The organism is Streptomyces sp. NPDC007907 (assembly GCF_042959365.1).
Taxonomy (GTDB): domain Bacteria; phylum Actinomycetota; class Actinomycetes; order Streptomycetales; family Streptomycetaceae; genus Streptomyces; species Streptomyces indiaensis.
Genome location: NZ_JBIBKR010000004.1, coordinates 538,131 through 551,196, shown reverse-complemented (window position 1 = coordinate 551,196; position 13,066 = coordinate 538,131). Strand labels below are relative to the sequence as shown.

General features: G+C 69.4%; 10 protein-coding genes. 4 read left to right on the top strand and 6 right to left on the bottom strand.

Features of this window, described 5'->3' with window-relative positions; all coding sequences use genetic code 11:
* The first annotated feature begins 237 nt into the window (after positions 1 to 237).
* A complete protein-coding gene (locus ACFZDI_RS18785; RefSeq protein ID WP_391251784.1) occupies positions 238 to 4,263 on the top strand; it encodes a HAMP domain-containing protein in 4,026 nt (1,341 codons plus the stop codon).
* Positions 4,260 to 4,730 (top strand): two-component system response regulator, encoded by a 471-nt coding sequence (locus tag ACFZDI_RS18780; protein ID WP_234846737.1) that lies wholly within the window; start codon positions 4,260 to 4,262, stop codon positions 4,728 to 4,730. The genes ACFZDI_RS18785 and ACFZDI_RS18780 overlap by 4 nt, the downstream gene beginning before the upstream one ends.
* Before the next feature lie 65 nt (positions 4,731 to 4,795).
* On the opposite strand, the gene ACFZDI_RS18775 is transcribed toward ACFZDI_RS18780, so the two are convergent.
* Entirely contained in the window at positions 4,796 to 6,667 is a 1,872-nt protein-coding gene (locus ACFZDI_RS18775; RefSeq protein ID WP_391251781.1) for an AMP-binding protein, read from the bottom strand.
* Between the two features lie 274 nt (positions 6,668 to 6,941).
* Positions 6,942 to 8,810, bottom strand: a complete 1,869-nt coding sequence (lepA, locus tag ACFZDI_RS18770; protein WP_234846735.1) for a translation elongation factor 4 — start codon at positions 8,808 to 8,810, stop codon at positions 6,942 to 6,944.
* A gap of 241 nt (positions 8,811 to 9,051) precedes the next feature.
* Here lepA and rpsT point away from each other — a divergent pair, with 241 nt between their 5' ends.
* Entirely contained in the window at positions 9,052 to 9,318 is a 267-nt protein-coding gene (rpsT, locus tag ACFZDI_RS18765; RefSeq protein ID WP_053669127.1) for a 30S ribosomal protein S20, read from the top strand.
* A 174-nt stretch (positions 9,319 to 9,492) separates the two neighbouring features.
* Here the strand turns inward: rpsT and ACFZDI_RS18760 are convergent, their stop codons facing one another.
* Positions 9,493 to 9,888, bottom strand: coding sequence for a nuclear transport factor 2 family protein (locus ACFZDI_RS18760; protein WP_391251779.1), 396 nt, complete (start codon positions 9,886 to 9,888; stop codon positions 9,493 to 9,495).
* Between the two features lie 100 nt (positions 9,889 to 9,988).
* On the opposite strand from ACFZDI_RS18760, the gene ACFZDI_RS18755 reads away from it, so the two are divergent.
* Positions 9,989 to 10,414: a VOC family protein gene (locus tag ACFZDI_RS18755; protein ID WP_234846733.1), complete on the top strand. Its 426-nt coding sequence runs from the start codon at positions 9,989 to 9,991 to the stop codon at positions 10,412 to 10,414.
* Positions 10,415 to 10,564: 150 nt separating this feature from the next.
* Here the strand turns inward: ACFZDI_RS18755 and holA are convergent, their stop codons facing one another.
* The 3 genes from holA to ACFZDI_RS18740 form a co-directional block, all read right to left on the bottom strand.
* A complete protein-coding gene (gene holA / locus ACFZDI_RS18750) occupies positions 10,565 to 11,554 on the bottom strand; it encodes a DNA polymerase III subunit delta (protein ID WP_391251777.1) in 990 nt (329 codons plus the stop codon).
* A 135-nt stretch (positions 11,555 to 11,689) separates the two neighbouring features.
* Entirely contained in the window at positions 11,690 to 11,935 is a 246-nt protein-coding gene (locus ACFZDI_RS18745) for a hypothetical protein (protein WP_391251775.1), read from the bottom strand.
* A 191-nt stretch (positions 11,936 to 12,126) separates the two neighbouring features.
* Positions 12,127 to 12,957 (bottom strand): arylamine N-acetyltransferase, encoded by an 831-nt coding sequence (locus ACFZDI_RS18740; RefSeq protein WP_391251773.1) that lies wholly within the window; start codon positions 12,955 to 12,957, stop codon positions 12,127 to 12,129.
* Positions 12,958 to 13,066 lie beyond the last annotated feature (109 nt).

Here is a 13,066-nt window from a genome sequence, read left to right as displayed (position 1 = left end):
TGAGGCACGGGAGGCGGTCTCCCGTTGCGTCGGAATGGCCCCCATGGACAGCTCCCCGGGCAGTTCGTACGAATACGCCACAGTCGATGCCGACAGAGTGACAGACTGACCACGCCCATAAGCGCCGAGTTACCGAAGTGGGCCGCCATGAGTGAGAACAGTGCTACTCCTGTGGTCGAAGACCGACACGAAGACGGTCAGATTCGTGCATCCGATCTGCGTCCACTGCTCGCCGCGATGACGGCGGCCCGGGACGGCGACTTCACCAAGGTGCCCGAATCCGGCCACGGCATGGTGGCCGAACTCACCGCTGTCTACAACCAGATCATGGACCGCAGCGTCCACTTCACCTCCGAGGTGCAGCGCGTCAGACGGGAGCTGGTGCGGTACGGCCGGCTGGACGAGCGCCTCTCGGCCAGCCCGGGCCAGGGTCTGTGGACGTCCCGGATCGACGATGTGAACCAGCTGCTCGACGCCCTGGTCGCCCCGGCGGCGAACGCCACGCGCGTGCTGGACGCGGTGGCCGGCGGCGATCTGACCCAACGCGTCGATCTGCACGACGGGACACGGCAGTTGCGCGGCGATCTGCGCCTCCTGGGCCGGGCCGTGAACAAGATGGTGGACCAGCTGTCCCTCTTCACCGGCGAGGTGACCCGGGTGGCCCGCGAGGTCGGCACCGAGGGCCGGCTCGGTGGCCGCGCCAAGGTGCAGGGCCAGTCGGGCAGTTGGCGGGACGTGACGGAGGCCGTCAACACGATGGCGTCCCGGCTGACGGCCCAGGTGCGGGACATCGCGGCGGTGACGACCGCGGTGGCACGCGGCGACCTGACCCGCACGGTCACCGTGGAGGCGACCGGCGAGCTGCTGGAGCTGAAGCTGACCGTCAACACGATGGTCGACCAGCTGTCGGCCTTCGCCGACGAAGTGACCCGGGTGGCCCGCGAGGTCGGCACGGAGGGCCAGTTGGGCGGCCGGGCCCAGGTGCGGGGCGTGTCGGGGGTGTGGAAGGACCTCACCGACAACGTCAACTTCATGGCTTCGAACCTCACTTCGCAGGTCCGCAACATCGCCCAGGTGACCACGGCCGTCGCCAACGGCGACCTGTCCCAGAAGATCACGGTCGACGCGCAGGGCGAGATCCTGGAGCTGAAGTCCACGATCAACACGATGGTCGACCAGCTCTCGGCCTTCGCCGACGAAGTGACCCGGGTCGCCCGCGAGGTCGGCACCGAGGGCAACCTCGGCGGCCGGGCCCAGGTGCGGGGCGTGTCCGGCGTCTGGAAGGACCTCACCGACAACGTCAACTTCATGGCCGACAACCTCACCTCCCAGGTGCGTAACATCGCCCTCGTCTCCACGGCCGTCGCGCAGGGCGACCTCGGCAAGAAGATCACGGTGGAGGCCAAGGGCGAGATCCTGGAGCTGAAGTCCACGATCAACACGATGGTCGACCAGCTGTCCGCCTTCGCCGACGAAGTGACCCGGGTCGCCCGCGAGGTCGGCACCGAGGGCAACCTCGGCGGCCAGGCGCAGGTGCGGGGCGTGTCCGGCGTCTGGAAGGACCTCACCGACAACGTCAACTTCATGGCGCTGAACCTGACCTCACAGGTCCGCAACATCGCCCAGGTGACCACGGCCGTCGCCAACGGCGACCTGTCGAAGAAGATCACCGTCGACGCGCGCGGCGAGATCCTCGAACTGAAGGACACCGTCAACACGATGGTGGAGCAGCTGCGCGCCTTCGCCGACGAGGTGACGCGGGTGGCCCGCGAGGTCGGCACCGACGGCCGGCTCGGCGGCCGGGCCCAGGTGCTGGGCGTCTCGGGCGTCTGGCGGGACCTGACGGACAACGTCAACTACATGGCGGACAACCTCACCTCGCAGGTGCGCAACATCGCCCAGGTCGCGACGGCCGTGGCGCAGGGCGATCTGTCCCGGAAGATCGACGTGGACGCGCGCGGCGAGATCCTGGAGCTGAAGACCACCATCAACACCATGGTCGACACGCTCTCCTCCTTCTCCTCGGAGGTCACGCGCGTGGCCCGCGAGGTCGGCAGCGAGGGCCGGCTCGGCGGTCAGGCCCGGGTCGAGGGCGTCTACGGCACGTGGAAGCGCCTGACGACCAACGTCAACGAACTCGCGTCCAACCTCACCACGCAGGTCCGCGCGATCGCCGAGGTCGCCTCGGCGGTGGCCCAGGGCGACATGTCCCGCTCGATCACCGTGGAGACGCAGGGCGAGGTCGCCGAGCTGAAGGACAACATCAACCTGATGGTGGCCAATCTGCGCGAGACGACCCGCGCCAAGGACTGGCTGGAGTCCAACCTGGCCCGGCTGGCCGCCCTGATGCAGGGCCACCGGGACCTGATGGAGGTCGCCGACCTGATACTCCGCGAGCTGACCCCGCTGGTGAACGCCCAGTACGGCGCGTTCTACCTGGCCGACCCGGAGGAGGCCGGAGCGACGGCCCCCTCCAAGGGCCTGGCCTTCATCGCGGGGTACGGCGCCGCCCAGGACGCGACCGTGGAGACCGGCGGGCTGCCGGTGCACGGCCTGGTCGCGCAGGCGGCCCGGGAGAAGAAGCGGATCCTGGTGGAGGGAGCCCCACCCGACTACATCAAGATCAACAGCGGTCTGGGCGAGGCGGCCCCGACCACGATCGTCATCATCCCGATCCTCTTCGAGGACAAGCTCCTCGGCGTCATCGAACTCGCCTCGTTCTCCCGCTTCTCCGACGTGCACCTGGCGTTCTTCGACCAGTTCGTCAACACCATCGGCGTCGCCATCAACACGATCATCGCCAACTCCCGCACGGAGTCCCTGCTCGGCCAGTCCCAGCGCCTGGCCATGCAGCTCCAGGAGCGCTCGGACGAACTCCAGAAACAGCAGGGCGAGTTGCAGCGGTCCAACGCCGAACTGGAGGAGAAGGCCGCCCTGCTGGCCACGTCCTCGCAGTACAAGTCCGAGTTCCTGGCGAACATGTCGCACGAACTGCGCACCCCGCTGAACTCGCTGCTGATCCTGGCCCGGCTGCTCTCCGACAACCCGGACGGCCATCTCTCCGACCAGGAGGTGCAGTTCGCGACGACCATCCACCGCTCGGGCTCCGACCTCCTCCAGCTCATCAACGACATCCTGGACCTGTCGAAGATCGAGGCCGGCCGGATGGACGTACGCCCCAAGCGGCTGCCGCTGATCAAGCTGCTCGACTACGTCCACGCCACCTTCCGCCCCCTCACCCTCGACCGGGGGCTCGCCTTCGATGTGGCGGTCGGCGAGGACGTACCGCGCGAGATGTTCTCGGACGAGCAGCGGCTCCAGCAGATCCTGCGCAACCTGCTGTCCAACGCGATCAAGTTCACCGCGTCCGGCAAGGTCGAGCTGCGGGTGGACCGGGTGCAGGACGCCGAGCCCCGGCGGGGGCCCGCCCGGTCGGGAGAGGCCGACGGCGGGGTCGTCCGGGACACCGACGACGTCATCGCGTTCGCCGTGTCCGACACCGGCATCGGGATCGCGCCGGAGAAACTCCCGGTGATCTTCGAGGCGTTCGCGCAGGCCGACGGCACCACCAACCGCAAGTACGGCGGCACCGGGCTCGGCCTGTCCATCAGCCGGGAGATCGCGGGCCTGCTCGGCGGGCGGATCGTCGCCGAGAGCGAACCGGGGAAGGGCTCCACGTTCACGCTGTACGTGCCGGTCGTCAGCCCCGGCCACACCGCGCCCGCACCCGTGCCCGAGGACCGCGCCGACCTGCCCCTGCCGCTCCAGTCCGCCTCCGGGCCCTTCCCGGTCGCGCACGACGCGGACGACACCTGGCCGTCGCCGACCAAGCTGGAGGCCTGGACGTCCGGCCGGCCGGGCCGGATCCTCGCCGGGCGGCGGGTGCTGATCGTCGACGACGACATCCGCAACGTCTTCGCCCTCACCCATGTCCTGGGCCGGGTCGGCATGACGGTGCTCTACGCGGAGAACGGCCGCGAGGGCATCGAGACGCTGGAGCGCAGCGGGGACGTCGAACTGGTCCTGATGGACATCATGATGCCGGAGATGGACGGCTACGAGACCATTTCCGCGATCCGCCGCACACCCCGCTGGGCGGGCCTGCCGATCGTGGCCCTGACCGCCAAGGCGATGCCCGGCGACCGGGAGAAGTCCATCGCCCGCGGCGCCAACGACTACGTACCCAAGCCGGTGGACATCGACGGCCTGCTGACGGTCGTGTGCGCACTACTGGAACCCGAGGGCACGGAAGAAGAAGCATGAGCGGCACCGCCACCCACCCCGAACGCGCCGGAATCCTCCTCGTCGACGACATGGAGGACAACCTGACCGCCCTGGAGGCCGTCCTGGCATCCCTGAACGAGCCCCTGGTGCGCGCGCGTTCGGGCGAGGAGGCGCTGAAGGCCCTGCTGCGGCAGCCCATCGCCCTGGTCCTGCTCGACATCCGCATGCCCGGCATGGACGGCTTCGAGACGGCCGCCCACATCAAACGCCTCGACCAGACCCGGGACGTCCCGATCATCTTCCTCACCGGCGCGGACGACGACTCCGGCTACGCCTTCCGCGGCTATGCGACCGGCGCCGCCGACTACGTGACCAAGCCCTTCGACCCCTGGGTCCTCCGGGCGAAGGTCAGCGTCTTCCTGGACCTCTACCGAAAAGGCAGAGAGGTGGAACGCCTCAGGACGGAGATCCAGGACTTGAAACGCCGGGTGGGTGATGCACCCTAGGGGCGCGAGGAACTGCGCGAACAACCCCCACGAACCCGAGATTGCGACACAGCCCCCGCCACCCCCTACGCCTCGCGAGAGCCCTCGTACATCTCGTCGATCAGATGCTTGTACTCCCGCTCCACCACGGGCCGCTTCAGCTTCAGACTCGGCGTGATCTCACCGTGCTCGACATCGAGGTCCCGCGGCAGCAGCCGGAACTTCTTGATGGTCTGCCACCGCTGCAGCCCCTCGTTGAGCTGCTTCACGTACCCGTCGACCATCTCCACCGTGACCGGCGAGGCGACGATCTCCGCGTACGGCTTCCCCTCCAGTCCGTTGTCCTTGGCCCAGTCGGTGATGGCGGCCTCGTCGAGCGCGATCAGCGCCGTGCAGAAGTTCCGGTCGGCCCCGTGCACCAGGATGTTGGAGACGTACGGGCACACCGCCTTGAACTGTCCCTCGACCTCCGCGGGGGCGATGTACTTGCCGCCGGAGGTCTTGATGAGGTCCTTCTTGCGGTCGGTGATCCGCAGGTAGCCGTCGGGCGACAGCTCGCCGATGTCACCGGTGTGGAACCAACCGTCCGGCTCCAGCACCTCGGCGGTCTTCTCGGGCAGCTTGTGGTAGCCCTCCATGATGCCCGGGCCGCGCAGCAGGATCTCCCCGTCGTCGGCGATCCGCACCTCCGTGCCGGGCAAAGGCTTGCCGACCGTGCCGGTGCGGTAGGCCTCGCCCGGGTTCACGAAGGACGCCGCCGAGGACTCCGTCAGGCCGTAGCCCTCCAGGATGTGGATGCCGGCGCCCGAGAAGAAGTACCCGATCTCCGGCGAGAGGGCGGCGGAGCCGGAGACGCAGGCCCGCAGGTTCCCGCCGAAGGCCTCGCGGATCTTGGCGAACACCAGCGCGTCGGCGGCCTTGTGCTTCATGCCCAGACCGAAGGGCACCGACGCGGTGCCGGTCCGGCGGAAGTTGTCCTGCGCGACCTTGGCGTACTCGCGGGCGACCTCGGCGGCCCACTGGAAGATCTTGTACTTGGCACCACCACCGGCCCGGGCCTTGGCGGCCACGCCGTTGTAGACCTTCTCGAAGATGCGCGGCACGGCCGCCATGTACGTCGGCTGGACCACCGGCAGATTCTCGATGATCTTGTCGACCCGGCCGTCCACGGCGGTGACGTGCCCGACCTCGATCTGCCCGGAGGTCAGCACCTTGCCGAAGACGTGGGCGAGGGGCAGCCACAGGTACTGCACGTCCTCGCCGCTGACCAGGCCGGTCGCGGCGATCGCCTTCGCCATGTACGACCAGTTGTCGTGCGGCAGGCGCACGCCCTTGGGCCGGCCGGTGGTGCCGGAGGTGTAGATGAGGGTGGCCAGCTGGTCCTTGGTGATCGCGCCGACCCGCTCCTTGATCAGCTCGGGGTCCTTCTCCAGCCGGGCCGCGCCGCGCTTCTCCAGCTCGTCCAGCGTGAGGATCCAGTCGGCGGTCTCGACGCCGGTCGCGTCGATCACCACGACGTGCGTCAGCTCGGGCAGCTCGCCGCGCTTCTCCACGGCCTTGGCCAGCTGCTCGGCGTTCTCCGCGATCAGCACCCGGCTCTCGGAGTCCGACAGGATGTACGCGGACTCGTCGGCGTTGGTCTGCGGGTACACGGTGGTGGTGGCCGCGCCGGCGCACATGATGCCGAGGTCGGCGAGGATCCACTCCAGCCGGGTTCCGGCGGCGAGGGCGACGCGCTGCTCGGGCTGCACGCCGAGCTCGATGAGGCCCGCCGCGATGGCGTAGACCCGCTCGGCGGCCTGCGCCCAGGTCAGCGACTTCCACTCGTCCGGCCCCTGGCCCGCTGACGTGACCGGGTACCGATAGGCCTCGGCGTCCGGCGTGGCCGCCACGCGCTCCAGGAAGAGGCCCGCCACGGACGGCGGACGGTTCTCGATCAAGGTCTGTGTGTCGCTCACGACATCCTCCGGGGCCCGCGACGGTGCGGCTGGCTCAGGTGCGGCTGGTGGGCACTCACGAGGCGTCACGAGGCGCAGCACACACCCCGTTGTTTAACTCGCGAGTAACTATCGAGCAGGGATCAGAGTAAAGGCCGACCGGCCGCCGCGTAAGGGGCCGCGGCCTGTCACTTCGCACAGAGAGCTACCCCGTGGACGCGCAGGACCCGCCGCACTTTCGTACGGCGGGCCCCTGTTCTACCCGATTTGGGGTGTAACCCACGGTAATCCGTGATTACTTCTTGCCCTTGCCCGACCCCGCGCTGTCATCGCTCGACAGGACGGCGATGAAGGCCTCCTGCGGAACCTCTACGGAACCCACCATCTTCATCCGCTTCTTGCCCTCCTTCTGCTTCTCCAGCAGCTTCCGCTTACGGGAGATGTCACCGCCGTAGCACTTGGCGAGGACGTCCTTGCGGATGGCACGGATGGTCTCGCGGGCGATGACCCGGGAGCCGATGGCGGCCTGGACCGGCACCTCGAAGGCCTGCCGCGGGATGAGCTCCTTGAGCTTGGCGACGAGCCGCACGCCGTACGCGTACGCCTGGTCCTTGTGGGTGATCGCCGAGAAGGCGTCCACCTTGTCGCCGTGCAGCAGGATGTCGACCTTGACCAGGCTGGAGGTCTGCTCGCCGGTGGGCTCGTAGTCCAGCGAGGCGTAGCCGCGGGTCTTGGACTTCAGCTGGTCGAAGAAGTCGAAGACGATCTCGGCGAGCGGCAGGGTGTAGCGGATCTCGACCCGGTCCTCGGAGAGGTAGTCCATGCCGAGCAGGACACCGCGCCGGGTCTGGCACAGCTCCATGATCGAGCCGATGAACTCGCTGGGCGCCAGGATGGTGGCCCGCACGACCGGCTCGTAGACCTCCGAGATCTTGCCCTCGGGGAACTCGCTGGGGTTGGTGACGGTGTGCTCGGTGCCGTCCTCCATGAGGACGCGGTAGACCACGTTCGGCGCCGTGGCGATGAGGTCGAGGCCGAACTCGCGCTCCAGCCGCTCGCGGATCACGTCCAGGTGCAGCAGGCCGAGGAAGCCGACGCGGAAGCCGAAGCCGAGAGCGGCGGAGGTCTCCGGCTCGTAGACCAGCGCGGCGTCGTTGAGCTGGAGCTTGTCCAGGGCCTCGCGCAGCTCCGGGTAGTCCGAGCCGTCCAGCGGATACAGACCCGAGAAGACCATGGGCTTGGGGTCCTTGTAGCCCCCGAGCGCCTCCGTGGCCCCCTTCTGCTGGCTGGTGACGGTGTCACCGACCTTGGACTGGCGGACGTCCTTCACACCGGTGATCAGATAGCCCACCTCACCGACGCCGAGACCGTCGGCCGGGAGCATCTCGGGCGAGTTGGTGCCGATCTCCAGCAGCTCGTGCGTGGCGCCGGTGGACATCATCCGGATCCGCTCGCGCTTGTTGAGCTGGCCGTCGATGACACGGACGTACGTCACGACACCGCGGTAGGAGTCGTAGACCGAGTCGAAGATCATCGCGCGGGCGGGGGCGTCCGCGACACCGACCGGCGGGGGGATCTCCGCGACGACCTTGTCGAGCAGCGCCTCGACGCCCAGGCCCGTCTTGGCGGACACCTTGAGGACGTCCTCCGGGTCGCACCCGACCAGGTTGGCGAGCTCCTCGGAGAACTTCTCGGGCTGCGCGGCCGGCAGATCGATCTTGTTCAGCACGGGGATGATCGTGAGGTCGTTCTCCATCGCCAGGTAGAGGTTGGCGAGGGTCTGCGCCTCGATGCCCTGGGCGGCGTCGACCAGGAGGATGGTCCCCTCGCACGCTGCGAGCGACCGGGAGACCTCGTAGGTGAAGTCGACGTGCCCCGGGGTGTCGATCATGTTGAGGATGTGCGTGTCGTTCTTGTCGTGGGTCGGGGCCCACGGCAGACGCACCGCCTGTGACTTGATCGTGATGCCACGCTCGCGCTCGATGTCCATGCGGTCGAGGTACTGGGCGCGCATCTGCCGCTGCTCGACCACTCCGGTCAGCTGGAGCATCCGGTCGGCGAGCGTGGACTTGCCGTGGTCGATGTGCGCGATGATGCAGAAGTTGCGGATCAGAGCCGGGTCGGTACGGCTCGGCTCGGGCACGTGGCTGGGGATCGCGGGCACGCAGGGTCCTGATTCTTGAGGCGTCCGCAGTGTCTGCGGTCTCGGGTCGGATCGATACGTAGCCTCCATGGTCCCACGGGTGGGGACCACGGACGGGTTTGGGCCGCGCGAGGGGCCGCTGGTAGCCTGGGTGGCTGTGCCTCATGCCCTCTCGCAGGAGGCGCGACCTCAAGAAATCACCCGGTGCGGGAATCGTGCGGTCTCCGTGCGGCCTCGTGCCAGAACCTGAGAAGGCTCATTCGTGGCGAACATCAAGTCCCAGATCAAGCGGATCAAGACCAACGAGAAGGCGCGGCTGCGCAACAAGGCCGTCAAGTCCTCCCTCAAGACCGCGATCCGCAAGGCCCGTGAGGCTGCTGCCGCGGGTGACGTCGAGAAGGCCACCGAGTACCAGCGCGTCGCCGCGCGTCAGCTCGACAAGGCCGTCTCCAAGGGCGTCATCCACAAGAACCAGGCCGCCAACAAGAAGTCGGCGCTTGCTTCGAAGGTCGACGCGCTCAAGGGCTGACATCTGATGTGACGCCGGAGGGAATCGAGCGGGCCCTCTCTCATCCGCTCCCGTCCGGCACCCTCGGATCCGCGCGCGGCCTGCGTTCGCCACGCGGGCGCGGATCCCGCAGCTTGAACCGAAGGCCCCGCTTTCCGCCCTTCCCCAGGGCGGTCGGCGGGGCCTTCGGCCTGTTCAGGACCAGAACGCGTTGTTCTTCTCGATGTCCTCGACGCATTCGTCGAGGTCGGTGACCTTGTCGCCGACGATGCGGAAGACGATGCAGCCGGTGTCGTCGAGGCTCTTGCCGTTGCGCTCGGCCGTGAAGCGGGCCATGCCCACCGCGTGACCGCGGCCGTCGACAGCGATGCCGATCAGTTCGCCGCGCATCGTCCCGTTCGTCTCCGCACCGAGCCGTTCGTACATCTCGATGATCGAGTCCAGCCCTTTGAAGTCGCCCGACAACGGGTGGTCGCCGGGCACGTGGTGGGTTGCGTCCGCCGCGATCAATCCGCGCAGGGTGTCCATGTCACCGCGGAAGAAGGCCTCGAATCCCTTGCGGACCAGCGCTGCGTGCGGGTGTTCAGCCATGACCCTCGCCACCTCTCCGTCGCTCGGCGACGTACGGCTGATACACCCGATTCTCCTCTTCGGCAGGAGGAGGGCGACTCGATCACGGCACAGTGGAGACATGGACGCACACGACACCGGCGCGCCGGTCCTGGTCCGCGCGGCTACCAGGCTCCCCGCCCAGGACCTGGAGCGGGCGCGGCGCTTCTACTCGGAGAAACTGGGCCTCGACCCCGTCGACGAACGCCCCGGCGGGCTGCTCTACCGGTGTGGCGGCGCGGAGTTCGTCCTGTTCCGGTCGACGGGAGCCTCGCCCGGCACCTTCACGCAGATGGCCTTGGAGGTCGAGGACATCGAGGCGGCCGTAGCCGAGCTGAAGCGGCGCGGGGTGGTGTTCGAGGAGGTCGACGCCCCCGGCTTCCGCACGCGGGACGGGATCGCCGAGGTCGAGGGCAACTACCCGAGCAAGGGCGCGCGGGGTGAACGCGGCGCATGGTTCCACGACAGCGAGGGGAACCTGCTGGGGATGGGGGAGCCGGTCTTCTGAAACGACTCGATGCTCTCGGGCGAGGGGGGCATCAGGGGCCGGGCCGCCGAACCGGGGCCGCGCGCTCAGGCGGAGGCCCGGGAGCGCCGGAGTCCGCGGCGCGAGAGCCCTGGAGCCGGACCCGACCCACCGCGTGGAGCCCTGCCGGGGCTAGGCCCGCCCACGGGAACGGGCCGCCCGGGCGATGGTGACCACGGCCTTCTCCAGGGCGTACTCGGGGTCGTCCCCGCCGCCCTTCACCCCCGCGTCCGCCTCGGCCACGGCCCGCAGCGCGACCGACACCCCGTCCGGAGTCCAGCCCCGCATCTGCTGCCGCACCCGGTCGATCTTCCACGGCGGCATGCCCAGCTCCCGCGCCAGATCCGCCGATCGCCCCCCGCGCGCGGACGACAGCTTGCCGATCGCCCGGACGCCCTGCGCGAGCGCGCTCGTGATCAGTACCGGCGCGACCCCGGTCGCCAGCGACCAGCGCAGCGCCTCCAGGGCCTCCGCGGCCCGCCCCTCGACCGCCCGGTCGGCGACCGTGAAGCTCGACGCCTCGGCCCGCCCCGTGTAGTACCGCCCGACGACGGCCTCGTCGATCGTCCCCTCGACGTCCGCGACCAGCTGCGACACCGCCGAGGCCAGCTCCCGCAGATCGCTGCCGATCGCGTCGACCAGCGCCTGGCACGCCTCCGGCGCGGCGGACCTCCCCGCCGTCCTGAACTCACCCCGCACGAACGCCAGCCGGTCCGCCGGCTTCGTCATCTTCGGGCAGGCCACCTCGCGCGCCCCCGCCTTGCGCGCCGCGTCGAGCAGTCCCTTGCCCTTCGCCCCGCCGGCGTGCAGCAGCACGAGGGTGATCTCCTCGGCCGGAGCCCCGAGGTACGCCTTCACGTCCTTGATGGTGTCGGCGGACAGGTCCTGCGCGCTGCGGACGACCACGACCTTGCGCTCGGCGAAGAGCGAGGGGCTCGTCAGCTCGGCGAGCGTGCCCGGCTGCAACTGGTCCGGGGTCAGGTCCCGTACGTCCGTGTCGGCGTCGGAGGCCTTCGCCGCGGCCACCACCTCCTGCACGGCACGGTCGAGGAGCAGTTCCTCCTGGCCCACGGCGAGCGTCACGGGGGCGAGAGGGTCGTCATTCGCAGTCTTCCTGGCCATCGCCCCAAGCATCCCACGCACCACTGACAGCGGGCCCCGACGGACCGGGGTGTACGCACACGGCAGACATCCGGGCGGAGGTTCCAGGCGGGCGGGCATGCCGCAAGGTCGTGCGTGCCACGGCCGGCGGGGTGCCTACGGTTCCTCCCGCCAGCCCTCCCACTCGCCGGCCAGCCGGTCCATCTCCCCGGGGTCCAGCCGCTCGTCCTCGTCACGCAGGACGACCAGCCACTGCGCGTCCTCGGCGTCGTCCTCCCCGGCCAGGGCGTCCCGCACCAGCCGTGGCTCCTCGACGACCTCGAACCGCTCCCGCAGCGCCTCCACGACCTCTTCCGCGGAGTCACGGTCGGGCAGCACCAGCACATGTCGTACATCACTCACGCCGGATATTGTCCGACACCGCGTCGCGGGCCGGCCCCTCAGCCCTTGCGGACGACCCGCACATCGAGGTCGACCCCGATGCCCGGCCCGACCACCGCGACGCCCCGCGCGAGCACGGTCTGCCGCTCACCGTGAAGTCGTCCCGGTGCAGGTACTACGCACGAGTTGTCCCGTGTGGCCCGAACTGACCTCTACGCGGGATTCCGTGACACCGGCACCGTGTCGAGTTCGATCCCGAACCGCTCCCGGTACACCGCGAGCACCTCCTCGTCCGCCTCCAGCTCCTTCTCCTCGCGCGTCCCGTCGGCCGCGGTCGCCGTGAACCGCCGCCCGCTGAGCGTGATCCGTCCCCCTTCCTCCGTCACCCGCGAACACACCAGCGACCGCGTGAAGTGCGACACCGACGACGTGCTGTGCCACCACGCGCCCGCCACGAAGTCACCGAGCACCCGCGGCCGCATCTCCAGGCGGTACTGCGCCCGGCCGTCCCGGAACACGTCCAGATCCGCCGCCTCCACCGTGCCGTGCCCGCCGCGCACCCCGGCCGAATCCGGACCCGCCTCGACGATCCGGAACGTGCCTCCCGGATCCTCCTGCTCCCCCCGCTCCCCGAACGCCAGCGGAAGGTGGCTGTGCGCCCCGAACCCGACATCGGCCAGCCAGTCGCCCCCGTCCACCGTCCGCACCCGCAGCGCGAGATGGTCGTAGGGGATCCCGAGCCGTCCCTCCTCCCCGTACACCCGCGCCGCCAGCAGCGCCACGTCGTACCCCAGTGCCGCGAGCAACGCCCCGAAGGAGCCGTTGAGTTCGTAGCAGAACCCGCCCCGCCGCGCGCCCACCACCTTGTCCAGCAGCCGCTTCTCCTCCAGCACGATCTCCTCGCCCAGATGGATCGAGAGGTTCTCGAACGGCACGGTCCGCAGATGCCGCAGGTGCAGTTCGCGCAGCGCGTCGACGGTGGGCCACGCCGGGTGCTCGACTCCCAGTCGGCGCAGATAGGCATCAACCTGTGCTGAGTTCATGCCCTCAGTCTCGCGCCACCTTCAGCTCACCGCCCCCACCGGTGACCGCGAGCGCGCCGTCCCGGTCCGTCCGCAGCACCGCCGCGCCCCCGGCACGCAGTGCCGCCAC

Excerpts from the sequence above, each read along its gene's own strand:
- ACFZDI_RS18755 (WP_234846733.1), top strand. The coding sequence starts at position 9,989 with ATGGACGCACACGACACCGGCGCGCCGGTCCTGGTCCGCGCGGCTACC.
- ACFZDI_RS18760 (WP_391251779.1), bottom strand. The coding sequence starts at position 9,888 with ATGGCTGAACACCCGCACGCAGCGCTGGTCCGCAAGGGATTCGAGGCC.
- ACFZDI_RS18785 (WP_391251784.1), top strand. The coding sequence starts at position 238 with ATGACGGCGGCCCGGGACGGCGACTTCACCAAGGTGCCCGAATCCGGC.
- holA (WP_391251777.1), bottom strand. The coding sequence starts at position 11,554 with ATGGCCAGGAAGACTGCGAATGACGACCCTCTCGCCCCCGTGACGCTC.
- ACFZDI_RS18780 (WP_234846737.1), top strand. The coding sequence starts at position 4,260 with ATGAGCGGCACCGCCACCCACCCCGAACGCGCCGGAATCCTCCTCGTC.
- ACFZDI_RS18740 (WP_391251773.1), bottom strand. The coding sequence starts at position 12,957 with ATGAACTCAGCACAGGTTGATGCCTATCTGCGCCGACTGGGAGTCGAG.